Source organism: Serratia sp. C2(1), assembly GCF_036352655.1.
In the GTDB taxonomy this organism is placed as follows: Bacteria; Pseudomonadota; Gammaproteobacteria; order Enterobacterales; family Enterobacteriaceae; genus Serratia; species Serratia inhibens.
Map to the genome: position 1 here is coordinate 357,973 of NZ_JAZFBA010000003.1, position 23,594 is coordinate 381,566.

The 23,594-nt window shown below is 58.9% G+C and carries 17 protein-coding genes, 1 tRNA gene and 2 rRNA genes; 6 read left to right on the plus strand and 14 right to left on the minus strand.

The window, feature by feature from the left end:
* Positions 1-7: 7 nt before the first annotated feature.
* From V2S86_RS19685 to V2S86_RS19710, 6 genes are all read right to left on the minus strand, one after another.
* Positions 8-1,657, minus strand: a complete 1,650-nt coding sequence (locus V2S86_RS19685) for a Na/Pi cotransporter family protein (protein WP_330763790.1) — start codon at positions 1,655-1,657, stop codon at positions 8-10.
* Positions 1,658-1,952: 295 nt separating this feature from the next.
* Positions 1,953-2,945: an ABC transporter ATP-binding protein gene (locus tag V2S86_RS19690; RefSeq protein WP_330763791.1), complete on the minus strand. Its 993-nt coding sequence runs from the start codon at positions 2,943-2,945 to the stop codon at positions 1,953-1,955.
* Positions 2,946-2,948: 3 nt separating this feature from the next.
* The gene (locus V2S86_RS19695) at positions 2,949-3,734 is read right to left on the minus strand and encodes an ABC transporter permease (RefSeq protein WP_330763792.1); all 786 of its coding nucleotides are present in this window, start codon (positions 3,732-3,734) and stop codon (positions 2,949-2,951) included.
* Between the two features lie 17 nt (positions 3,735-3,751).
* Positions 3,752-4,591: an ABC transporter permease gene (locus V2S86_RS19700; protein WP_006328386.1), complete on the minus strand. Its 840-nt coding sequence runs from the start codon at positions 4,589-4,591 to the stop codon at positions 3,752-3,754.
* Between the two features lie 8 nt (positions 4,592-4,599).
* A complete protein-coding gene (locus V2S86_RS19705) occupies positions 4,600-5,397 on the minus strand; it encodes an alkaline phosphatase family protein (RefSeq protein ID WP_013814770.1) in 798 nt (265 codons plus the stop codon).
* An 11-nt stretch (positions 5,398-5,408) separates the two neighbouring features.
* The gene (locus tag V2S86_RS19710) at positions 5,409-6,470 is read right to left on the minus strand and encodes an ABC transporter substrate-binding protein (protein WP_330763794.1); all 1,062 of its coding nucleotides are present in this window, start codon (positions 6,468-6,470) and stop codon (positions 5,409-5,411) included.
* A gap of 192 nt (positions 6,471-6,662) precedes the next feature.
* On the opposite strand from V2S86_RS19710, the gene V2S86_RS19715 reads away from it, so the two are divergent.
* Entirely contained in the window at positions 6,663-7,388 is a 726-nt protein-coding gene (locus tag V2S86_RS19715; protein WP_330763795.1) for a UTRA domain-containing protein, read from the plus strand.
* Positions 7,389-7,462: 74 nt separating this feature from the next.
* On the opposite strand, the gene metH is transcribed toward V2S86_RS19715, so the two are convergent.
* Positions 7,463-11,173 carry a methionine synthase gene (gene metH, locus V2S86_RS19720; protein WP_330763796.1) on the minus strand — a complete coding sequence of 1,237 codons (3,711 nt, stop codon included), beginning with the start codon at positions 11,171-11,173 and terminating at the stop codon, positions 7,463-7,465.
* Between the two features lie 182 nt (positions 11,174-11,355).
* Between metH and iclR the strand changes: the two genes are divergently transcribed.
* From iclR to V2S86_RS19745, 5 genes are all read left to right on the plus strand, one after another.
* Entirely contained in the window at positions 11,356-12,186 is an 831-nt protein-coding gene (gene iclR / locus V2S86_RS19725) for a glyoxylate bypass operon transcriptional repressor IclR (protein ID WP_126485658.1), read from the plus strand.
* A 236-nt stretch (positions 12,187-12,422) separates the two neighbouring features.
* Positions 12,423-12,962 (plus strand): gluconokinase, encoded by a 540-nt coding sequence (gene gntK, locus V2S86_RS19730; RefSeq protein WP_062791567.1) that lies wholly within the window; start codon positions 12,423-12,425, stop codon positions 12,960-12,962.
* Positions 12,959-14,296 (plus strand): gluconate transporter, encoded by a 1,338-nt coding sequence (gene gntU / locus V2S86_RS19735; RefSeq protein WP_330763797.1) that lies wholly within the window; start codon positions 12,959-12,961, stop codon positions 14,294-14,296. Before gntK ends, gntU begins: the two co-directional genes overlap by 4 nt.
* A gap of 110 nt (positions 14,297-14,406) precedes the next feature.
* Positions 14,407-16,221: a phosphogluconate dehydratase gene (edd, locus tag V2S86_RS19740; protein ID WP_330763798.1), complete on the plus strand. Its 1,815-nt coding sequence runs from the start codon at positions 14,407-14,409 to the stop codon at positions 16,219-16,221.
* A gap of 29 nt (positions 16,222-16,250) precedes the next feature.
* Positions 16,251-16,892 carry a bifunctional 4-hydroxy-2-oxoglutarate aldolase/2-dehydro-3-deoxy-phosphogluconate aldolase gene (locus V2S86_RS19745; RefSeq protein ID WP_330763799.1) on the plus strand — a complete coding sequence of 214 codons (642 nt, stop codon included), beginning with the start codon at positions 16,251-16,253 and terminating at the stop codon, positions 16,890-16,892.
* 27 nt (positions 16,893-16,919) lie between these two features.
* Here the strand turns inward: V2S86_RS19745 and aceK are convergent, their stop codons facing one another.
* The 7 genes from aceK to rrf (V2S86_RS19780) form a co-directional block, all read right to left on the minus strand.
* Positions 16,920-18,674, minus strand: coding sequence for a bifunctional isocitrate dehydrogenase kinase/phosphatase (gene aceK / locus V2S86_RS19750; RefSeq protein WP_330763800.1), 1,755 nt, complete (start codon positions 18,672-18,674; stop codon positions 16,920-16,922).
* A gap of 70 nt (positions 18,675-18,744) precedes the next feature.
* Positions 18,745-20,052 carry an isocitrate lyase gene (aceA, locus tag V2S86_RS19755; protein WP_065506694.1) on the minus strand — a complete coding sequence of 436 codons (1,308 nt, stop codon included), beginning with the start codon at positions 20,050-20,052 and terminating at the stop codon, positions 18,745-18,747.
* A gap of 47 nt (positions 20,053-20,099) precedes the next feature.
* The gene (gene aceB, locus V2S86_RS19760; RefSeq protein ID WP_330763801.1) at positions 20,100-21,698 is read right to left on the minus strand and encodes a malate synthase A; all 1,599 of its coding nucleotides are present in this window, start codon (positions 21,696-21,698) and stop codon (positions 20,100-20,102) included.
* Between the two features lie 388 nt (positions 21,699-22,086).
* Complete coding sequence (gene metA, locus V2S86_RS19765) at positions 22,087-23,016, minus strand: homoserine O-acetyltransferase MetA (RefSeq protein ID WP_330763802.1); 930 nt, start codon at positions 23,014-23,016, stop codon at positions 22,087-22,089.
* A 202-nt stretch (positions 23,017-23,218) separates the two neighbouring features.
* A 5S ribosomal RNA gene (rrf, locus tag V2S86_RS19770) occupies positions 23,219-23,334 on the minus strand.
* A gap of 51 nt (positions 23,335-23,385) precedes the next feature.
* Positions 23,386-23,461, minus strand: a tRNA-Thr gene (locus tag V2S86_RS19775).
* A gap of 13 nt (positions 23,462-23,474) precedes the next feature.
* Positions 23,475-23,590: ribosomal RNA gene (gene rrf, locus V2S86_RS19780) — 5S ribosomal RNA — on the minus strand.
* Positions 23,591-23,594: the final 4 nt, after the last annotated feature.

Genomic DNA, 23,594 nt, shown 5'->3' on the forward strand with positions numbered 1-23,594 from the left:
CGGTTTTTTACAGGGTGCTCGGCGTATCGTCCCACTCACGCTCATCATCGCGTTCATCCTGATCCAGCACGTTATACGCCACGGCGCAGAACAGCGAGTTCAGGCGTTTCATATCCCCCAACAGTCCCAGATGCAGCGAACTGGTTTCGATGCTTTGCACGTTCTGCTGATGCAGGCGATCGACGTGCGCATGCGCGTAGCGGCGATCCAGAATGCGGAAACGGTGCTTGGAGCGCCGCAGCCGTTTGGCGCTGGTAAGATCGCCGGACAGGAACACCGACAGGCTCAGGCGCAGGTTGCCGACCAGCCGTTCATGCAGCGTATCCAGCTCCGCCAACCCTTCCGCCGAGAACGCCCGCCGCGCCGCGTGCGATTTTGCCGCCACGTCGCCGGTCATGCGTTCAATGATGTCCCCGGCTTGCTCCAGGTTCAGCGCCATTTCGATGATTTCCGCCCAGCGACGCGAATCTTCCTCGCCCAAATCCTCTTTCTGGATCTGCGCCAGGTACAGCTTGATGGCGGTATACAGCACGTCGACATCGTCGTCCAACCGGCGCACCTCTTTATCCTGCCCATTCTTGCCGTGCAGCACTTCGCGGTGCAGGATCATCATATGCTCCACCACATCGCCCATGCGCAGGGTTTCACGCGCCGCATTGGCCAGCGCCAGCGTCGGCGTATCCAACGCGCTGGCGTCCAAATGCCGCGGCCGCAGACGGGGGTCCTCAGCCGCCACATCGGCGATCAGGGTTTCGCATAAACGCGCCATCGGCCCGGCCAACGGGATCAGCACCAGGCAGCGGATCAGGTTGTAGAAGACGTGAAAGTAGATCACCAGTTCTTCGTTTTCGCCCGGCAGACGGGTCATTACCTCTGCCAGATAAGAGACAAACGGCAGCACCAGCACGCAGCCTACCAACTTGAACAGCAGGCTGCCGAGCGCCACCCGACGGCCGGCGGCGTTCTGGCCGCTGGTATTGATGACCGCCAGCAGGCCACTGCCGAGATTGGCGCCGATCACCAGACACAGCGCCACTTTCAGCGAGATCACGCCGGAGGCGGTCAGGGTGGCGGTCAGCAATACCGCCGCCAGGCTGGAATAGCTGACGATGGCGAACAACGCGCCGGTAAGGGCATCCAGCATCACGTCGCCGGTCAGCGACGAGAACAGCACCTTCACGCCCGCCGCCTGGGTTATGGGCGTCGCGGCGGCCACGATCAGCTCCAGCGCCAGTACGATCAGCCCGAGGCCGATGCACACGCGCCCCATTTGGCCAACCCGGGTTTGCTTGCGGCTGAGGAACAGGAAAACGCCGACCAAAATCAACAACGGCGACAACCAGGAAAGATCGAAGGTCAGCACCCGTGCCATCAAGGCGGTACCGACGTCGGCACCCAGCATGATCACCAGCGCAGGCGCCAGCCCCACCAGCCCTTGCGCGACGAACGAGGTGACCAGCAGCGCGGTGGCGTTGCTGCTTTGCACCAGCGCGGTTACGCCGATACCGGAGACGAACGCCAGCGGTTTTTTCTCGACGCTGTCGCTCAATACCCGGCGCAGGTTAGCGCCGTAAACCCGCATAATCCCGGTGCGCACGATGTGGGTACCCCACACTAGCAACGCCACGGAGGAAAGCAGGTGAAGAAGGGTCAACACGGAAAATACGCTCCATTAACGCCCGGCAGGAAAAATCAAATCCATACCCTATGAATTTCGGGCTGCAGGACGGCGGCATGCGAGTGAATCCCCAGGCGCTTACCCAAGTAAGTGACGGGAGTGGGACCGCGCGGCCAACACACCTGCAGCTTGAAAGGTGACGGGTATAGCAGGCTATCCTGCCTGCCGGGCGGTAGTCGGGCAGGACAGCGGTAACAGGCTGCAGACCGCATATTGGAGGGTTAACGCAACGGCAGGCATTACCCTGGAGTTATCATTGATTGCCGCAGCGAAATCATGCAACTTCCCGTAATGTAACACTTTCCAAGTGTAGCCCAATTTCGCTGCCGTCGGGCCGCAAATCCTCGACCGACCGGTTGAGCGCGTCAACCAACAGCTCGATGCCACGAACCTGGACACGGTAGCGTACCACATTCCCCAGCAGACTATGACCGAGGACCACCCCCTCAATCCCCTGCCCGGCCGGCAGCAGCGCGATCGATTCAGGGCGTATCGCCACCTTGCCGGCATAGTTACGGCCGGTAAGTGCGCTCGCCTGTTCGGCACTCAGCAGGTTGTAGTTGCCGATAAACCCGGCGGCGAAGACGTTGGCCGGCTGGGTGTACAGGGTCTCCGCATCGCCGCTCTGTACGATTTGGCCCTTATTCATCAACACGATGCGATCCGACAACGTCAGCGCCTCTTCCTGATCGTGGGTGACGAAGATTGCCGTCAGATTCAGTTCACGCTGGATACGGCGGATCTGTTCGCGCAGATGTTTGCGGATACGGGCATCCAGCGCCGACAGCGGCTCGTCAAGCAGCAGCAGGCGCGGACGGGTCACCAGCGATCGCGCCAGCGCCACCCGCTGACACTGCCCGCCGGACAGCTGATGCGGGTAACGTTTTGCCAGCTCGGTCAACTCCACCAGCGCCAGCACTTCCTGTACCCGCTGGTGGATCTGCCCGGCCGCCAGTTTCTGCATTTTCAGGCCAAACGCCACGTTGCCCTCAACGGTCATGTTCGGGAACAGCGCATAGCTCTGGAACACCATACCGATGCCGCGCTTTTGCGGCGGCACCGGCACCAGATCCTGGCCCTGCAGCAGGATTTGCCCGCTGTCGACCGACGTCAGTCCCGCCAGGCAACGCAGCAACGTGGATTTACCGCAGCCGCTCGGCCCGAGCAGGGTGACGAACTCGCCCTCCTCGGCGGTGAAATCGATATCCTGAAACACCTGGGTTTGGCCGTAGCGTTTGTTGAGGCGGGTGACGGTGAGATATGCCATGCGTTAACCCTTATTTTTATTCAGCAAATTCGCCAGCCAGGTGACAATCAGCACCACGGCGAAATAAGAAATGACCAGTGCGCTGGTGAAGTGACCGCTGCCGTTGCGCATGTTATAGAGATAAACCTGCAGCGTTTCATACTGGCTGCCCACCAGCAGGTTGGCGAAGACAAATTCGCCAATCAGGAACGAGAACGACAGCAGCACCGCGATCATCCCGCCCTTGCGCAGGTTCGGCAGCACCACCAGCAGCGCCGCCTGCCAGGTGCTGGCGCCCAACAGGTGTGCCGCGTCCATCAGATCACGCAGGTTGATCGCCTGCATGTTGTTGCTGATGGCGCGGTAAATAAACGGCAGGGCAATCGAGAAGTAGCAACCGATCAGGATCCAGGGCGTGCCGAGCAGCGGCAGCGGATCGGCGGCGAACAGCTGCATCAGCCCCACCGCGGACACCACCGGCGGTACGGCGAACGGCAGCAGGATCAGCACGTTCATCACCGCGTCCAGTTTGGGAAAATAGTACGCAATCACAAACATCATCGGCAAAATCACCACCACCGCCAGCACCAAAGTGCCGAAACAGATCAGCAACGAGTGCCACAGCGCCAGCAGGAAACGCGGGTCGCTCCACAACGCCGTCATCCACTTCAGGGTAAAGCCGTCCGGCAGAATAGTGGCGCCCCACTGGGTGGCCAGCGCGTAAATCAGCGTCGCCGCCAGCGGCAACAGCAGGATCAGCAACAGCAGACCGGTCACTACGCGGTGGTAGCCGGTTTCAAAACGGGACATGGCCGCCCTCCGCCATATTATGAGCGCGCATTCAGATAGCTCCTGCGCAACAGCCATTGATGGATCAGGGTAATAAACGCCATCATCGCCACCAACAGCATCGCCAGCGCACTGGCCAGGTTCGGATCAAGGGAAATATCCCCCGCCACCAGCGACGAAATACGTATCGGTATCACGTTGAAATTGCCGGTGGTCAACGCATATACCGTGGCATAGGCACCCAGCGCGTTGGCCAGCAGGATGACAAAGGTGCCCATCAGCGCCGGTGCCAGCACCGGCAGGCCGATGTGCCGCCAGTAGCGCCAGGGGCTGGCGCCGAGCAGCGAGGCCGACTCGCGCCAGTCTTCGCGCAGCGCATCAAACGCCGGGTACAACAGCAATACGCCCAGCGGGATTTGGAAGTAGGTGTAAAGCACGATCAACCCGGTTTTGGAGTAAAGGTTAAAGCTCTCCATCAGGCCGTACTTGCGCAGCAACAACGTCAGACAGCCGTTCAGCCCCAACAGGATGACAAAGGCGAAAGCCAGCGGCACCCCGGCAAAATTGCTGGTCATATTGGTAAACGACATCACAAAATCGTGGAACCGCGTCTGGCCCAATTGGCGCAGTGAGTAACTGCCGACCAGGGCAATCAGCAGCCCATAAACGCTCGACCAGAGGGAAATCTCCAGCGAGAACTGAAATGCCTGCAGATAGAACGGCGAGGTCAGGACGTCAACGTAATTGCCCAGCCCCCAGCCGCTGGTCTGGCTGAAAAAACTGCTGACCGCAATCCACACCAGCGGCGCGATTTGAAACGCGCCGAACAGCACAATAAACGGCAGCAGGCACAGCGCAGCAATCCACTTGGCTTTCATGTTCATCCTTATGCCAACAGCGCGCGGCAGCGCGGCTTGTCGTGCGCCACCTGCAACACTTCGCACAGCGTGCCGCACAGGTCGGTTTGCTGCGGGTTGGCGTCGTTCTGGCTGAAAGCCGCACCGAACACGAACAGCGGCACCTGTCGCTCTTCCGGTAACACGCCGCCGTGGCTACGGTCGTCATTCATGCCGTGATCGGCCGTCACCATCACCTGATATCCGGCGCTTAGCCAGTCGCCCAGATAGCGCGACAGCACGCCGTCGGCATTGCGCGCCGCGTTACGGTACTGCGGTGAAGACAGGCCGAAGCGGTGCCCGGCATCGTCGATGTTCATCGGGTGGATCAGCAGGAAATCGGGCTGATGACGGCGGCGCAGGCTTTCGGCGTCGTCAAACAGATGGGAGTCCGGGTAGCGGTCGTCATAATAAAAATGGCCGTGCTGAATGGGCAGCCCGGCATCGTCGGTATGGCGGTCGCGCGCGGCGTCGAACGGGGTACGGTTATACAGCTCACTGAACCAATGGTAGGCGGCCGCAGCGGTAGTCAGCCCTGCGGCGCGCGCATAGTGAAACACGCTCTGCTGATGCGAGAGACGCGATACCTGGTTATGCACCACGCCGCTCTCCACCGGCGGCACGCCGGTGAGGATGCATTCATACAGCGGCCGAGAGAGCGAAGGCAGCTCGCTCTCCAGCTGATACAACCGACCGCGCCCCGCCGCACACTCGGCCTGCAGATATCCCATGGCGTCATGCGCCACCTGATAGTTCAGGCCGTCCAGCAGTACGAGGATCGTTTTCATGATGGCTTAACTCACTGCTGCATAAACATAATGACGTTTTCCTGCCACTGGCGCGGCAGCGTTTTGGCGCTTTGTTCCCAGGCTGCCGGATCGGCGATCGGGTGGGCGTTTTTATACTGTTCGGCTGGCAGCAGCTTGGCTTTTACGTCGTCCGGCAGCGTCAGGTGTTCCGCACGGATCGGGCGAGCATAGCCGCGCGCCAGGTTGATCTGACCGGCGTCGGAGAAGATGTATTCACGCGCCAGCTTGGCGGCGTTCGGGTGTTTGGCGAATTTGTTGATGATGGTGGTATAGCCTGACGTGATTGAGCCGTCGGACGGGATCAATACTTCAAAGCGGGTTTTGTCGATCTGGTCACGGTAGTTCAGACCGTTAAAGTCCCACACCACGCCGACCTGCACTTCACCTTTTTCCAGCGAAGCGATCACCGGGTTGCTCAGGCTCAGGCGCCCGGCCTTGGCCAGCTTGCCGAAGAACTCGAGGCCTGGCTTCAGGTTTTTCTCGTTGCCGCCCATGGCGTAGGTGGCCGCCAGCACGCCGCTTGCCGCCTGCGAGGCGGTGCCGACGTCACCGATGGTGACCTGATAAGTGCCTTTCAGCAGATCGGCCCAGCTGTGCGGAATCTCTTTCACCTGTTGCTTGTTAATAATGAAGGCGATGGTGCCGGTATAGGCCAGCGCCCAATGGCCATCCTTGTCTTTCGCCCAGTCAGGCACCTGCTCCCAGGTCGACGGCTTATAGGGTTGGGTTACCCCTTTTTGCACCGCGATGGGACCGAATGCCGCCCCCACGTCACCGATATCCGCCGTGGCATTGCCTTTTTCCGCGTCGAACTTGGCGATTTCCTGCGCCGAACTCATGTCGGTATCGGCATGCTTCAGGCCATACTTGCTCTGCAGATCCTGCCAGGTGTCTTTCCAGTTGGCCCAGCTGTCCGGCATGCCGACGCTGTTGACTTCACCTTCCTTCTTAGCGGCCTGCTCCAGCGTAGCCAGATCGGGATCAGCGGCCCAGCTCATCTGGCTGGTCAGTACAATGGCACTGGTTAACACAGAAGCGCACAAACGTTTCATAACAGATGCTCCAGGTGGTAGTGTGGGAGTGTCTGGACTAGTCCAGCAAGAACCAAGCCAATCTAATGGACGAATGTGATAATTATATGTCAGTCCAAAAAAGCAGCAGTTTTATCTCATTTTCGCCTCGAGGGGCCGCCCGCTGGTCTACCTTAACGAAGGCGAAACGCACTGAAATGGGGCACCTGTTGCATGAATGATGTACCGACCACGGTCGCGACCCTTTGCCGGACGCTGGCCGCCCGTATCGCCAGCGGCGAATTCAGCGCCGGCGGCAAACTGCCTTCCGAACGCGCCCTGAGCGAGCAGTTTTCCACCACCCGCATTACGCTGCAGGAAGCGCTCGGCCAGTTGGAGGCGCAAGGGGTGATTTACCGTCAGGTGAGGCGCGGCTGGTTTATCTCGCCGCCACGCTTGGTGTACAACCCGTTGCAGCGCAGCCATTTCCACGCCATGGCCCAGCAGCAGGGGCGTGACGCCCATACCGAGGTGATTGACACCGCTATCCTGAAGTTGTGCGACAGCCTGAGCCGGCGGCTTGAGTTGCCGCCCGGCGCCGAAGCCTATCGCATTCGCCGGTTGCGATATATTGACGGGCGCGCAGTGCTGTATTGCGAGCACTACCTCAACCCAGCCTATTTTGCCGGCATCCTGGATGAAGACCTGACGCAGTCGCTGACCGGGCTGTACGCCGAACATTACGACATTCGTTACGGCCGGGTGCGCTTCGATATGCTGCCGACCCTGTTACCGCAGGAGGCGGCCGCGATGCTGAAAGTCACCTACGGCAGCCCGTCGCTGTTTATTACCCGGGTTAACCGGGATCAACACGATCGAGTGATTGATTGTGATTTGGAGTATTGGCGTTACGACGCGCTGCACATTGATGTGGAAGCGGTGGCGAACGACGAGGGATAAGAAGGGGCCAACATGTTGGCCCCTTACGAGAGGAACTGGCTGACAAGGGCGCCGCATGCAGCGCCCCTGCGTCATCAGTCGGCGTCGTAGCCCAGGTTAGGCGCCAGCCAGCGTTCAACTTCGCTGATGCTCATGCCTTTGCGCGCCGCATAGTCTTCCACCTGATCGCGCTGGATTTGCGCCACCGCAAAGTACTTGCTCTCCGGATGGCTGAAGTACCAGCCCGACACCGCCGCTCCCGGCCACATGGCGAAGGATTCGGTCAGCTCCATGCCGGTGTGGCGGTTAACGTCCAGCAGGCGCCAGATTTCCGCTTTCTCGGTGTGTTCCGGGCAAGCCGGGTAGCCCGGCGCCGGGCGGATACCCTGGTAATTCTCGCGGATCAGCTCTTCGTTGCTCAGGTTCTCGTCAGCCGCAAAGCCCCAATGCAGCTTGCGCACCTGCTCATGCAGGTATTCGGCGAAGGCCTCCGCCAGGCGATCGGACAACGCCTTGATCATGATTTTATTGTAATCATCATGCTGCGCATCATAGGCCGCCGCCAGCTCATCCTCTTCCAAACCACCGGTCACGGCGAAAGCGCCGAAATAATCGGCCTTGCCGCTGCTTTTCGGCGCGACAAAGTCCGCCAAACAGTAGTTAGGGAAGTCGGTTTTTTCCGTCTGCTGGCGCAGATGACGGCTGACCACCAGCACCTCGTCGCGATTTTCGTCGCGATACACCTCGATGTCGTCACCGACGCGGTTGGCCGGGAACAGGCCGTACACGCCGCGCGGGTTGAGGCTGCCGTTGGCGGCCAGCATGTCCAGCATCTGGTTGGCATCGGCGAACAGGCGCTTGGCCTCTTCACCCACCACCTCGTCTTCCAGAATCCGCGGGTATTTGCCTGCCAGCGACCAGGTCATAAAGAACGGTGTCCAGTCGATGTACTGGCGCAGCGTCTCGATGCCGGCCTCCACCGCATGTACCCCAAGCTGCTTCGGCACTGGCGGCTGGTAGTTTTCCCAATCCAGCGCCATGGCGTTATCGCGCGCTTTCTGCAGGCTGACCGGCGGGGTGCGCGGTTTTTTACGCGCATGCTGGATACGCACGGTTTCGTATTCTTTGCGGGTGCGCGCCACAAAATCGTCGCGCTGAGTCGCGGACAGCAACGCCGACACCACGCCCACGGTGCGCGAGGCATTTTGCACGTAGGTGGTCGAACCGCTGTAGTTCTGTTCAATCTTCACCGCAGTATGCGCCTTGGAGGTGGTCGCGCCGCCAATCAGCAGCGGCAGGGTAAAGCCCTGGCGTTCCATCTCTTTAGCCACGTTGACCATTTCATCCAGCGACGGAGTGATCAGCCCCGACAGGCCGATGATGTCCACGTTCTGCTCGCGTGCGGTTTTCAGGATTTTCTCCGTCGGCACCATCACGCCCAGATCGACGATTTCGTAGTTGTTGCACTGCAACACCACGCCGACGATGTTTTTGCCGATGTCATGCACGTCGCCCTTCACCGTCGCCAGCAGGATTTTGCCCGCCGTGGTGCCTTTCTGCTTGCTGGCCTCGATGTAAGGCTCCAGATAGGCCACCGCCTGCTTCATCACGCGGGCGGACTTCACCACCTGCGGCAGGAACATCTTGCCTTCGCCGAACAGATCGCCGACCACGTTCATCCCCGCCATCAGCGGCCCTTCGATCACTTCGATCGGGCGATCCGCACGCTGCCGGGCCTCTTCGGTATCCAGCTCGATAAACTCGGTAATGCCTTTCACCAGCGAGTATTCCAGCCGCTTTTCCACCGGCCAGCCGCGCCACTCCGCCTGTTGCACCGCCACGTCGTTGTCTTTGCTGCCGCGATATTTTTCCGCCAGATCCAACAGGCGTTCGGTACCGTCGTCACGGCGGTTGAGGATCACGTCCTCCACCGCGTTACGCAGTTCGTCACTCAGATCGTCGTAGATCGCCAACTGCCCGGCGTTGACGATCCCCATGTCCATACCGTTGCGGATCGCGTGGTACAGGAATACCGCGTGGATCGCTTCGCGCACCGGATCGTTGCCGCGGAACGAGAACGACACGTTGGACACCCCGCCGGAGATCATCGCGTGCGGCAAGTGGGTTTTGATGTCGGCGCAGGCTTCGATAAAGTCGACGGCATAGTTGTTATGCTCTTCGATACCGGTGGCGACGGCAAAAATGTTCGGGTCAAAAATAATGTCTTCCGGCGGGAAGCCGACGCGTTCGGTCAGAATCTTGTAAGCGCGGCGACAGATCTCGAACTTACGCTCGCGGGTGTCGGCCTGGCCAACCTCGTCAAACGCCATGACCACCACTGCCGCGCCGTAGCGGCGCACCAGTTTGGCGTGGTGAATAAAGGCGTCTTCGCCCTCTTTCATCGAGATCGAGTTAACGATGCCCTTGCCCTGAATGCACTTCAGGCCTTTTTCGATCACCGACCATTTTGAGGAGTCGATCATGATCGGTACCCGGGCAATGTCCGGCTCGCCGGCAATCAGGCTGAGAAAACGCACCATCGCCGCTTCGGCGTCCAGCATCCCCTCATCCATGTTGATATCTATTATCTGCGCGCCGCTTTCTACCTGCTGGCGCGCCACGGCTAGCGCTTCGTTGTATTTTTCTTCTTTAATCAGCCGCTTGAAGCGCGCAGAGCCGGTGACGTTGGTACGCTCGCCGACGTTGACGAACAGCGTTTTGGCGTCAATGTTCAAGGGTTCCAGGCCCGCCAGACGGCAGGCTACCGGGATCTCCGGCAGTTGGCGCGGCGGCACGCCCGCGACCGCTTTGGCCATCGCGGCGATATGCTCCGGCGTGGTGCCGCAGCAACCGCCGATAATATTGAGGAAGCCGGCCTGCGCCCACTCGCCCACCTGTTTCGCCATCTCTTGCGCGTCCAGATCGTACTCGCCGAAGGCGTTGGGCAAACCGGCGTTCGGGTGCGCGGTGACGTAGCTTTCCGAGATGCGCGACAATTCGGCAACGTATTGGCGCAGCTCGTCCGGCCCCAGCGCACAGTTCAGGCCAAAGCTCAGCGGCTTGACGTGGCGCATCGAGTTATAGAAGGCTTCGGTGGTTTGGCCGGACAGGGTACGGCCGGAGGCGTCGGTGATGGTGCCGGAGATCATGATCGGCAACTCCACGCCCAACGCTTCGAATTCGGTTTCCACCGCAAAGGCGGCAGCTTTGGCGTTCAGGGTATCGAAAATGGTTTCGATCATGATCAGATCGACGCCGCCTTCCACCAGCGCGCGCGTTGATTCGCGGTAGGCTTCCACCAGTTCGTCGAAGGAGATATTCCGGAACGCCGGATCGTTGACGTTCGGCGAGATAGAGGCGGTACGGTTGGTCGGGCCAAGCACCCCGGCCACGTAGCGCGGTTTATCCGGCGTGCGCGCGGTCCACTCGTCGGCGCAGGCGCGCGCCAGGCAGGCGGCCTGATAGTTAATCTCGGCTGACAGCGACTCCATGTGGTAATCGGCCATGGCGATGGTAGTGGAGTTGAAGGTGTTGGTTTCGAGAATATCGGCGCCCGCTTCCAGATAACCGTAGTGGATCGCGGTGATCACTTCCGGCTTGGTCAGCACCAGCAGGTCGTTATTGCCTTTCAGATCGCTCTGCCAGTCGGCAAAACGTTCGCCGCGGAAATCGCTCTCTTCCAGCCGGTAGCTCTGGATCATGGTGCCCATGCCGCCGTCCAACACTAAAATGCGCTGTGCTAACTGCCGGCGCAGTTGTTCTACTCGATTTGTCACTGTAACCCCTTCAATTGCCATCCAGCCCATCGCTTAACTGCCGCAAAAACCAACGAGTCATCCTAGCACAGCTTGTGGGGCCAAAGTGGCGCGCGGCAATTGAGAGTTTTTCAGGTTGGAGGCCAACACATCCGATGAGCTGACAGACGGCTTGCAATTCATCTGCAAAAAACGAAAATGAATTCCATAATACGGAAAGAGGAATGTGAATCATGGTCACCCCCGCTCCCGCCAAACGCGGCAAAAAGCCCCGCGCCGCCTCGCCGGCCGCCAGTGCGGCGACCGGTCAGGTTCAATCGCTGACCCGTGGCCTGAAACTGCTGGAATACATTGCCGAAGCCCAGGGAAACGTGGCGCTGACCGATCTGGCCCAGCAGGCCGGGCTGCCGAATTCCACCACCCACCGCCTGCTTACCACCATGCAACAGCAGGGATTCGTGCGCCAGGTGGGCGATCTGGGCCTGTGGACCATTGGTTCGCACGCCTTTGTGGTCGGCAGCAGCTTTCTGCAAAGCCGTAACCTGCTGGCGATGGTGCACCCGACGCTGCGCCGTCTGATGGAAGAATCCGGCGAGACGGTCAATCTGGCCGTGCTGGATACCAGCGAGTATCAGGCCATTATTATCGATCAGGTTCAGTGCACCGCGCTGATGCGCATGTCGGCGCCGATCGGCGGTAAACTGCCGATGCACGCCTCCGGCGCGGGGAAGGCTTTCCTTTCTACCCTGTCGGATGAGCAAGTCACCAAACTGTTGCATAAAAAGGGCATGCAGACCTACACCCAGCATACGATGACGCCGCACAACCTGAAGGAAGGGCTGGCGCAGATCCGCAAACAGGGCTTTTCCTTCGACGACGAGGAGCATGCCCTCGGCCTGCGCTGCGTGGCGGCCTGCATCTTCGACGAGCACCGGGAAGCCTTCGCCGCCATTTCGATCTCCGGCCCGGTGTCGCGCATCACCGACAACCGCGTGATCGAGCTGGGCGCGCTGGTGATCCACGCCGCGAAAGAGATCAGCCTGGAGTACGGTGGCATACGCTGAACTTACCCCGGGGCGCCGCCAGCGACGCCCCGTATCCCCACTGTTGTCAGCATGTAAATCTCTGTAGGCAGAGTGTTTCCAGCCCCGAAAAAAACTTGAAGCCGATCACAGTTAACGATCCTCACCGCTAAAGCTCATTGCAACCGGCCAAACTTCCTTCGACAATGTTACCGATAACATGTTACCGGTAACAATCACATGCAAGGTAACCCTATTTGCCGTTTTGGAGCTAAGCCATGACCAACAATCAAAACCGAATCTACGTCATCATGGGCGTTTCCGGCAGCGGCAAGTCCGCCGTGGCCGCGGCGACCGCCCGCCAATTGTCCGCCGGGTTCCTCGACGGTGATTTCCTCCACCCGCGCAGCAATATCCTGAAAATGGCCGCCGGTGAACCGCTAAACGATGACGACCGTGCCCCGTGGCTGGCCGCACTCAACGACGCCGCCTTCGCCATGCAGCGCACCCATAGCGTGTCGATCATCGTCTGCTCTGCACTGAAAAAGCATTACCGCGACCGCCTGCGCGCCGGCAACGGCAACCTGTCATTCATCTATCTGCACGGTGATTTCCCGGTGATCGAAGCCCGTCTCGCCGCGCGCAACGGCCACTTCTTCAAACCGCAAATGCTGGTCACCCAATTCGCCGCGCTGGAACAGCCGGGGGTCGATGAAAGCGACGTGATGGCTGTCGACATCAATCAGCCGCTGGAAGGCGTAATTGCCGATACGGTGCGTCATATCCAAAGCTTCCTGCCACAGGACGTGTGCGCGTGAGTACGATAACGCTGGTCGGTACCGCAGTCGGCTCGGTTTTACTGCTGTTATTCCTGGTGATGAAGGCGCGCATGCACGCCTTCGTCGCGTTAATGCTGGTGTCTATCGCCGCCGGTATCTTCTCCGGCATGCCGCTCGACCGCATCGCCGACACCATGCAAAAAGGCATGGGCGATACGCTGGGCTTTCTGGCGATTGTGGTGGCGCTGGGTGCCATGTTCGGCAAGATACTGCATGAGGTCGGCGCGCTGGACCAAATTGCGGCGCACTTACTGAAACGTTTCGGTCAGAGCAAGGCGCATTATGCCCTCGGCATCGCCGGTTTGATCTGCGCCCTGCCGTTGTTCTTTGACGTGGCGGTGGTGCTGCTGATCGGCATCGTATTTGCCGTGGCCCGCCGCACCGACGGCAACATCGTCAAGCTGGCCATTCCGCTGTTTGCCGGCGTTGCGGCCGCAGTGTCGTTCCTGCTGCCGGGGCCGGTGCCGATGCTGCTGGCTTCGCAGATGAAGGCCGATTTCGGCTGGATGATCGCCATCGGGCTGGTCGCCGCCATTCTCGGCATGCTGATTGCGGGCCCATTGTACGGCAGCTTTATCAGCCGCTTCGTGAACTGGCCAATGCCGGCGGATGAAAACGAACCGACGCTTAATAAGGGCAACCTGCCGTCATTTGGCTTTAGCCTGGCGCTGGTACTCTGCCCGCTGGTGCTGGTCGGCATGAAAACCATCGGCGCGCGGCTGGTCACGCCCGGCTCGCAATTGCAGCAGTGGCTGGAGTTTATCGGCCACCCGTTCACCGCCATTTTGATCGCCTGTCTGATCGTGATTTACGGCCTGGCGAAACCGCGCGGCATGACCAATGAACAAACGCTGGCCATCTGCTCTGCAGCGGTGCAACCCGCCGGGATCATCCTGCTGATGACCGGTGCGGGCGGCGTATTCAAACAGATCCTGGTGGATTCCGGCGTTGGCCCGGCGTTGGGTGACGCCATGATAGGCGCAGGCCTGCCGATCGCCGTAGCCTGCTTCGCGCTGTCCGCCGTCGTGCGGGTGATTCAGGGCTCTGCGACCGTCGCCTGCCTGACCACCGTCGGCCTGGTGCTGCCGGTTACCAGCCAACTGGGACTTGGCGGCGGGCAACTGGCCGCACTGGCTATCTGCATCGCCGGCGGCTCGATTGTGCTCAGCCACGTGAACGACGCAGGCTTCTGGCTGTTCGGTAAATTTACCGGCGCCAACGAGTTGCAAACGCTGAAAACCTGGACGGTGATGGAAACGCTTCTGGGCAGCGTGGGTGGGATCATCGGCATGATCGCCTTCACCCTGTTTTAAAAAAATATAACGACATAACCCGCCCCCGGTCATTGCACATCAGGGCTGCAGTCAACCACCGGGGGCAGCGCCACTGGCGACGTCAATAACAACAGCAATGTGAGGAAGGTATGATTAATCCAACCCTGTCCCGTGTCACACAGCGCATCATCGACCGCTCCAAAGAGAGCCGAACCGCCTATCTGGCGCGCATCGAGGCCGCCCGCTCCCAAACCGTACACCGCTCGCAACTGGCCTGCGGCAACCTGGCGCATGGCTTCGCCGCCTGCCAGCCGGATGATAAAGCCGCGCTGAAAAACATGGTGCGCAGCGATATCGCCATCATCACCGCCTATAACGATATGCTTTCTGCCCACCAGCCCTATGAAAACTATCCGCAGCGGCTGAAGCAGGCACTGCACGCGGTGGGGGCCGTCGGGCAAGTGGCCGGCGGCGTGCCGGCGATGTGCGATGGCGTGACTCAGGGTCAGGACGGTATGGAGCTGTCGCTGATGAGCCGCGACGTGATTGCCATGTCTTCCGCTATTGGCCTGTCGCACAACATGTTCGACGGTGCGCTGTTCCTCGGCATCTGCGATAAGATCGTTCCGGGGCTGGTAATGTCCGCCCTGTCCTTCGGCCATTTGCCGGCGCTGTTTGTACCCGCCGGCCCGATGAGCAGCGGTTTGCCGAACAAAGAAAAGGTGCGCGTGCGCCAGCTGTACGCCGAAGGCAAGGCTGACCGCCTGGCGCTGCTGGAAGCGGAAGCCGCCTCTTATCACGGCATCGGCACCTGTACCTTCTACGGCACCGCCAACACCAACCAGATGGTGATGGAAGTGATGGGCCTGCACCTGCCGGGCGCGTCCTTTGTTCACCCGGCCACGCCGCTGCGCGACGCGCTGACCGACGCCGCCGCACGCCAGGTTACCCGCCTGACCGAAACCGCCGGCAATTATCTGCCTGTCGGCCAACTGGTGGATGAGAAAGTGGTGGTGAACGGCATTGTTTCGCTGCTGGCCACCGGCGGCTCCACCAACCTGACCATGCACATGGTGGCGATGGCGCGCGCCGCAGGCATCATCATCAACTGGGACGATTTCTCAGAACTGTCAGATGCGGTGCCGCTGCTGTGCCGCATCTACCCGAACGGCCCGGCGGACATCAACCAGTTCCAGGCTGCGGGCGGCGTAGCCTTGGTGGTGCGTGAATTGTTGAACCAGGGCCTGTTGCATCAGGACGTGCACACCGTGGCCGGTTTTGGCCTGGAGCGCTACACCCAGGAGCCGTGGCTGGATAACGGCCAACTGGCCTGGCGTGAAGGGGTGGAAAGTTCGCTCGACGCCAACGTGATCGCCAGTCTTGCTCAACCGTTCGAACATCATGGCGGCACCAAGGTACTTTCCGGCAACCTCGGCCGGGCGGTGATGAAAACCTCGGCGGTGCCCGCCGACAATCAGATTATCGAAGCGCCGGCGGTAGTATTCGAAAGCCAGCACGACATCGTACCGGCGTTCGAGGCCGGTAAACTGGAGCGCGATTGCGTGGTGGTAGTGCGCTTTCAGGGGCCACAGGCCAACGGCATGCCGGAGCTGCACAAGCTGATGCCGCCGCTGGGCGTGTTGATGGATCGCGGTTTCAAGGTGGCGCTGGTGACCGACGGCCGCCTGTCCGGCGCTTCCGGCAAGGTGCCTTCCGCCATCCACGTGACTCCGGAAGCCTACACCGGCGGCCTGCTGGCGAAGGTGCAAAACGGCGATCTGATCCGCGTTAACGGCCGAACCGGCGAACTGGAGCTGTTGGTCGACGCCGATGTGCTGGCACAGCGCGCCCCCTCTCAACCGGACCTGAGCGCGGAACACATCGGCTGCGGCCGCGAACTGTTCGGCGCCTTACGCAGCCAGCTTTCCGGCGCGGAACAAGGTGCCTGCTGCATTAAATTTTAATCGTTGGCCCTAACTGGAGAACATCGTTAATGAACAATTGGAAGACAAGCGCAGAGCAAATCCTGATGGCCGGGCCGGTCGTACCGGTGATCGTCATCAACAAGCTCGAACACGCGGTTCCGCTGGCAAAAGCCCTGGTCGCCGGCGGCGTGCGGGTGCTGGAAGTGACGCTGCGCACCGCTTGTGCGATGGAAGCGATTCGCGCCATTGCCCAGGAAGTGCCGGACGCGATTATCGGCGCAGGCACCGTAATTAACCCGCAGCAGTTGCAGCAGGTGACCGACGCCGGCGCACAGTTCGCCATCAGCCCGGGCCTGACCGACGAGTTGCTAAAAGCGGCCACCGCCGGTTCGATCCCGTTAATTCCCGGTATCAGCACCGTATCTGAACTGATGCTGGGTATGGATTATGGCCTGCGCGAGTTCAAGTTCTTCCCGGCGGAAGCCAACGGCGGCGTGAAAGCGCTGCAGGCGATCGGCGGCCCGTTCCCACAGGTGCGCTTCTGCCCTACCGGCGGCATTTCGCCGGGCAACTACCGCGACTATTTGGCGCTGAAAAGTGTGTTGTGCATCGGGGGCTCCTGGCTGGTGCCGGCGGATGCGCTGGAAAGCGGCGACTACGCGCGCATCACCGAATTGGCGCGGGCAGCCGTTGCGGGTGCCACGGCTTAATCGTATCGGGCGCGGCATGCCGCGCCCCTACGCGGTGGCGGAGGTAGCGGGCAGCGCCGTGCCGCTACGCTGGCTGAAACGCCGCTTCTTGCGGTAAGCGAATACGTCCTCCACATACCCATCGCGGATGCGCTGCTGCAACCCGCGCCAATAATCGGCCTCGAACAGGTCACTGTGCATCTCTTCAAACACCTGCCGGATGCGTCGATCGCCGCACAGGAAATGCCTGAACTCCTCCGGAAACACGTCGTTCGGCGACACGCTGTACCACGGCTCGCTGGCCAGTTCGTCTTCCGGATAGCGCGGCGGCGGAATGTCGCGGAAATTCACCTCGGTCATGTAGCAAATCTCATCGTAATCGTAGAACACCACCCGCCCGTGACGGGTCACGCCGAAGTTTTTGAACAGCATATCGCCGGGGAAAATATTGGCCGCCGCCAGTTGCTTGATGGCGTTGCCATACTCCTCAATCGCGTCGCGCATCTGCTGCTCACTGGCTTGCTCCAGATACAGGTTCAGCGGCGTCATGCGCCTTTCCATATACAGATGCTTGATCACGATGCGATCGCCCAAATCCTCCAGCTTGTCCGGCACCTCGCGCTGCAACTCCGCCAACAGCTCCGGGCTGAGGCGCGCCTTGTCGACGACAAAATTCTCGTATTCCTGAGTATCCGCCATACGCCCGACGCGATCGTGCTCTTTCACCAGTTGGTAACAGGCCATCACCTGCGCCTGCGTCACCTCTTTTTGCGGTGCGAACTGGTCTTTGATCACTTTGAACACCCGATCGAACGACGGCAGGGTAAACACCAGCATCACCATGCCTTTAACCCCTGGCGCGATGATGAACTGCTCCTGCGAACTGGCCATGAACGTAAGGTATTCGCGGTAGCACTCTGTTTTACCGTGCTTCTGGCAGCCAATCGCCATATACAACTCGGCGGTGGTTTTGCCCGGCAGGATCTCGCGCAGCCACTCGACCATGGCCGCCGGCAGCGGCGCATAAACCATGAAGTACGAGCGGGCGAAGCCGAACACGATGCTGGCTTCGGCCTTGCTGGTCAGGCAGGTATCGATAAACAGCGCGCCGGAATCACTGTGATGAATAGGCAGCAGGAAAGGATAAACGCCGTCTGGCAACCGCAGTTTGCCCACCAGCCAGGCGGCCTTGTTGCGATAAAACAGCTCATTGGCGATCTGGAACGTCGCCCCCGCCAGTTGCTGTGCGCTGAAGCTCTGCTGCAAGGCCAGGGTGATGTAAAGAATATCGCGCGGCAAGTTTTCCCACGGCAGACGCAGGGGTAAATCGGTCAACAGGGTATGCAGCATCGCCGGGACGTCGCCGCCGGCGGTAAAATTGCGCGACAGCGGGCGCGGGATGTCGCGAAAACGCCCTTCCGGCTGTGAACTGAAAACAAACAGCTTTTCCGGCGTCAGATCGCGGTGCCGAAACAGGCGGCAGTAGACCGAATTAAAGAAGCTTTCGGCAATCTCGAAACGCGGGTACTCCGGCAACAGATCGGTATAGACCGCCTTCACCCGACTGGGGAAATCCGCATCAAAATATTTTTGCCCGGTGATGCACTTGAGTTGCTCCACCACCAGACCGACATGATGATCATACAGATGGATACGCTTTTTCATCGCCTGCTGCACCGCCGGCCAGTCCGCCCGCTCAAAGCGCTGCTGCGCGCCGGCGGTCACCTCGAGGAAACGGCCGTATTGCGCATCAAAGCCCTGCAGGATCGTCTGTGCGATCAACAGCTCCAGTTTTGCCGTCATCCTTCCCTCCCGCCAGAAGACAGAGCCTGCGTAAGCAGGCTCTGGAACACCCGTTGTCAGCGCTGCTGCATCAGAACTGCTGCTCTTCCGTCGAGCCGGTCAGTGCGGTCACCGAGGACGCGCCACCCTGAATGATGGTGGTGACTTTATCGAAGTAGCCGGTGCCCACTTCCTGCTGGTGCGAGGCAAAGGTGTAGCCACGTTCAACGGCGGCGAACTCAGGCTCTTGCACCTTCTCGACGTAGTGTTTCATGCCTTCACCCTGCGCATAAGCGTGCGCCAGATCGAACATGTTGAACCACATGCTGTGGATGCCCGCCAGGGTAATGAACTGGTATTTGTAGCCCATCGCGGACAGCTCTTCCTGGAAGCGAGCGATAGTTTGATCGTCCAGGTTCTTTTTCCAGTTGAACGACGGCGAACAGTTGTATGCCAGCAGCTTGCCCGGGAATTTGGCATGGATCGCGTCGGCAAAACGCTTGGCCGCTTGCAGGTCCGGGGTGGAGGTTTCACACCACACCATGTCCGCATAAGGAGAGTAAGCCAACCCACGGCTGATCGCCTGTTCGATACCCGCATGAGTACGGAAAAAGCCTTCGGCGGTGCGTTCACCGGAAACGAATTCGCTGTCGTAAGGATCGCAATCGGACGTCAGCAAATCAGCCGCATCGGCGTCCGTACGCGCAATCACCAACGTCGGCACGCCGAGTACGTCGGCCGCCAGACGCGCGGCAACCAGCTTTTGGATCGCTTCCTGGGTTGGCACCAGGACTTTGCCGCCCATATGGCCGCATTTTTTTACCGCCGCCAGTTGGTCTTCGAAATGCACCCCGGCGGCGCCGGCTTCAATCATCGCCTTCATCAGTTCGTAGGCGTTCAGTACGCCGCCAAAGCCGGCTTCCGCATCGGCGACGATCGGCAAGAAGAAATCGGTGTAGCCTTTGCTGCCCGGTTCAATCTTGTTGGACCACTGGATCTGATCGGCGCGGCGGAAAGTGTTGTTGATGCGCTCAACCACCGTCGGTACCGAGTCAACCGGGTACAGCGACTGGTCCGGGTACATCGCGGTCGCGGTGTTGGCATCCGCCGCTACCTGCCAACCAGACAGGTAAATGGCCTCGACGCCCGCCTTGGCCTGCTGCAACGCCTGGCCGCCGGTCAGCGCCCCCAGGCAGTTAACGTAGCCTTTGCGTGATTTGCCATTCAGCAGATCCCAGAGTTTGGCAGCACCGTTCTGCGCCAGAGTACAAACCGGGTTGACCGACCCGCGCAGGTTGATCACGTCTTCCGCGCTGTACGGGCGAGTAATGCCTTCCCAGCGAGCTGATTTCCATTCCTGTTCCAGTTGTTGAATCTGTTGGGTACGAGAGGTAGACATAATTTTTATCCTTTTCAATAATGTAGGGTTAATGTTCAGGAATGTTTTCAGGCCAGTAATTCGTAGCCGGGCAATGTCAGGAAATCGATCAGCTCATCTGAAACGGTGATTTTCTCCATCAGACGCGCGGCCTCGGTAAAACGCCCCTGGCTAAAACGTTGCTCACCAAGTTCTTCTTGAATAACGAGAACTTCTTCGGCAAGCATCTGGCGGAACAGCGCTTTGGTGACCGGTTGGCCATCGCTGAGGTTTTTTTCATGGTGGATCCACTGCCAGATCGAGGTACGGGAGATTTCTGCCGTCGCCGCATCCTCCATCAGGCCATAAATCGGTACGCAACCGTTGCCGGAAATCCAGGCCTCAATGTATTGCACCGCCACGCGAATGTTGGCGCGCATGCCAGCTTCTGTCCGCTCACCATCGCAAGGCTCTAGCAGCTGCGCGGCACTGATCGGCGCATCGCTTTCACGCAGCACTTCCAGCTGGTTGCGACGCTCGCCGAGCACCCGGCTGAACACTTCCATCACGGTATCCGCCAATCCTGGGTGCGCCACCCAGGTGCCGTCGTGACCGTTATTGGCCTCCAGTTCTTTATCCGCCCGCACCTTGTTCAGTACCCAGGCGTTTTTCTCGGCGTCTTTGCTCGGGATAAACGCCGCCATGCCCCCCATCGCAAAGGCGCCACGTTTATGGCAGGTTTTGATCAGCAAGCGGGAGTAAGCGCTGAGAAATGGCTTGTCCATGGTGACCGATTGACGATCCGGCAACACCCGATCGCCGTGGTTTTTCAGCGTTTTTATGTAGCTGAAGATGTAATCCCAACGGCCGCAGTTCAGCCCGACGATATGGTCACGCAGGTGATACAGGATCTCGTCCATCTGGAAAACCGCCGGCAAGGTTTCGATCAGTACCGTGGCTTTGATGGTACCGCGCGGCAAATCAAAACGATCCTCGGTAAAGCTGAAGACTTCGCTCCACCAGGCCGCTTCCTGCCAAGACTGGGTTTTCGGCAGATAGAAATAAGGGCCGCTGCCTTTTTCCAGCAGTTGGCGGTAGTTGTGGAAGAAATACAGCGCGAAATCAAACAGACCGCCGGGGATCGCTTCCCCCTGCCACTGCACGTGTTTCTCCGGCAGATGCAGGCCACGCACACGGGCGATCAGGACCGCCGGATTCGGCTTTAACTGGTAAATTTTTCCGGCTTCGTTGGTATAGGAGATGGTGCCATTCACCGCATCATGCAGGTTGATTTGCCCCTCGATCACTTTGTCCCAGCTCGGTGCCAGCGAGTCTTCGAAATCCGCCATAAACACCTTCACGTTGGCATTCAGGGCATTGATCACCATCTTGCGTTCAACCGGCCCGGTAATTTCCACCCGGCGATCGCGCAGATCTTCAGGAATACCGCGAATTTTCCACCCACTTTCACGAATGGAATTGGTTTCCGAAATAAAATCAGGAAGTTCGCCTTGATCGATCTTCTGTTGCCAGCAGGCGCGCGTTGCCAATAGCTTGTTGCGCTGTGGAGTGAACTTACTCACCAGTTCCGCCAGGAATTCGACTGCGTCATCCGTTAACACTTGTCGCTCAGCAGCGGTAAAACCCTGCGTAAACGTTAACTCCGTGCCTACTGTCTGTTGCGTCATTGTCTTACTCCTTCCCATTGTTGCGCACCCGCCATCGCCAGGAGGCCGGTGCTTCTTTATCAGAAATCAATGTGGATCAGGGCATGCAAAACGATCTCTACTGGTCAGATCTCAACCCCATTGGATCTAAGAATACTCAACTAAAAATAAAAATCAAAAACGATTTCCATTTTAATATTAAATATTTTATTAACCTTTTATTATCAATAAGTTAAATACAATAACGGATTTTAAATACAAGGAAACCGGTTCCATTAAATCAAATTAACGGAATCAACCCATTGTTTATAAAAGAATTTCACTTAAAGTATGACGAAGGAAATGGGTTATTGCAGGGAGGCGAAGACATCGGCGGCCTCGATTCAGCCGCCGGTTAAGATAAGAAACGTTACTCGAGAGTGGGATTCATATGACGCAGATCGTACGGTGTGATTTGGTAAACATAGTAATTCAGCCAGTTGGCGAATAAGAGATGCCCATGGCTGCGCCAGGAGGCTTTTGGGGTGAGTGCTGGATTATCGTCAGGGAAGTAGTTAAGCGGAACAGCGGGGTTGAGGCCGGCATCGTTATCCCGACAGTACTCACCTGCCAGCGTCAGCGCATCATACTCCGGGTGACCAGTCACAAATGCCAGCCGCTTGTCCTTGCTCGCGAATAAATAGGCCCCGGTCTGTTCCGACTCGGCCAGAATATCCAGATCCGTGTATTGACGGATAATCTCCGTAGGGAAGTCCGCATAGCGTGAATGCGGGGCCAGGAAGGTTTCATCAAAACCACGGGTCAGCAGTGCATGCTGCTGCAGCGTCTGGTGTTGATAAACGCCTGATAGCTTCTCCTCACGCGTCATCTTCGGGATCCCGTACAGGATATTCAGAGCAGCCTGTACCGCCCAGCACACAAACAACGTGGAGGTGACGTGGTTTTTCGCCCAGTCGATGACACGCTCTATCTGCGGCCAGTAGGCAACGTCACAGAAATCAACTAACCCCAGCGGCGCGCCGGTCACGATCAGACCATCGAAGTTCTGATCCTGAATATCCTCGAAATCGCAGTAAAAATTGTTCAGATGCTCCGCCGGCGTGTTCTTCGACTCACGGCTGTCGATACGCAGCAGCTGAATGTCAATTTGCAGCGAAGAGTTGGAAAGCAGACGCAAAAACTGGTTTTCCGTCTCGATCTTCTTTGGCATCAAATTGAGGATCAGTACTTTCAACGGCCTGATTTCCTGTGTTTTTGCTCGAGAGGATGTCATCACAAAGACATTCTCATTGCGCAAGAAACTGACTGCAGGTAACTCATCAGGAACACGAATCGGCATTGCTTAATCCTCACACATCCGTTTATACGTTTAGACTTCTAGATGCCCGAAGATAGCGTTTTTTTAACGCGATGTCGAGTATTCAACGAGAAGGTGAAAATGTTTCATCGCAGATGAACCAAAGGAATGATAACGCGGTGATCGTGCAAATGCTGGAAAGCAAAAAGGCCATCCTTTTGGATGGCCTCTTGGCTTAATTGATGCTTGGCAGTGTCCTACTCTCGCATGGGGAGACCCCACACTACCATCGGCGCTACGGCGTTTCACTTCTGAGTTCGGCATGGGGTCAGGTGGGACCACCGCGCTATTGCCGCCAAGCAAATTCTTTTAATTCTTTTTGCCGAACTTCTAAACCCACTTTAAATAAAGTGGTGCTGATACCCAGAGTCGAACTGGGGACCTCACCCTTACCAAGGGTGCGCTCTACCAACTGAGCCATATCAGCACACTAATTTGATGCCTGGCAGTGTCCTACTCTCGCATGGGGAGACCCCACACTACCATCGGCGCTACGGCGTTTCACTTCTGAGTTCGGCATGGGGTCAGGTGGGACCACCGCGCTATTGCCGCCAGGCAAA

Bases quoted from the DNA above. Each gene is read 5' to 3' on its own strand.
- V2S86_RS19690 (WP_330763791.1), bottom strand. From the start codon at position 2,945: ATGGCATATCTCACCGTCACCCGCCTCAACAAACGCTACGGCCAAACC.
- V2S86_RS19695 (WP_330763792.1), bottom strand. From the start codon at position 3,734: ATGTCCCGTTTTGAAACCGGCTACCACCGCGTAGTGACCGGTCTGCTG.
- V2S86_RS19700 (WP_006328386.1), bottom strand. From the start codon at position 4,591: ATGAAAGCCAAGTGGATTGCTGCGCTGTGCCTGCTGCCGTTTATTGTG.
- V2S86_RS19705 (WP_013814770.1), bottom strand. From the start codon at position 5,397: ATGAAAACGATCCTCGTACTGCTGGACGGCCTGAACTATCAGGTGGCG.
- V2S86_RS19710 (WP_330763794.1), bottom strand. From the start codon at position 6,470: ATGAAACGTTTGTGCGCTTCTGTGTTAACCAGTGCCATTGTACTGACC.
- V2S86_RS19715 (WP_330763795.1), top strand. From the start codon at position 6,663: ATGAATGATGTACCGACCACGGTCGCGACCCTTTGCCGGACGCTGGCC.
- metH (WP_330763796.1), bottom strand. From the start codon at position 11,173: ATGGGCTGGATGGCAATTGAAGGGGTTACAGTGACAAATCGAGTAGAA.
- iclR (WP_126485658.1), top strand. From the start codon at position 11,356: ATGGTCACCCCCGCTCCCGCCAAACGCGGCAAAAAGCCCCGCGCCGCC.
- gntK (WP_062791567.1), top strand. From the start codon at position 12,423: ATGACCAACAATCAAAACCGAATCTACGTCATCATGGGCGTTTCCGGC.
- edd (WP_330763798.1), top strand. From the start codon at position 14,407: ATGATTAATCCAACCCTGTCCCGTGTCACACAGCGCATCATCGACCGC.
- V2S86_RS19745 (WP_330763799.1), top strand. From the start codon at position 16,251: ATGAACAATTGGAAGACAAGCGCAGAGCAAATCCTGATGGCCGGGCCG.
- aceK (WP_330763800.1), bottom strand. From the start codon at position 18,674: ATGACGGCAAAACTGGAGCTGTTGATCGCACAGACGATCCTGCAGGGC.
- aceA (WP_065506694.1), bottom strand. From the start codon at position 20,052: ATGTCTACCTCTCGTACCCAACAGATTCAACAACTGGAACAGGAATGG.
- aceB (WP_330763801.1), bottom strand. From the start codon at position 21,698: ATGACGCAACAGACAGTAGGCACGGAGTTAACGTTTACGCAGGGTTTT.
- metA (WP_330763802.1), bottom strand. From the start codon at position 23,016: ATGCCGATTCGTGTTCCTGATGAGTTACCTGCAGTCAGTTTCTTGCGC.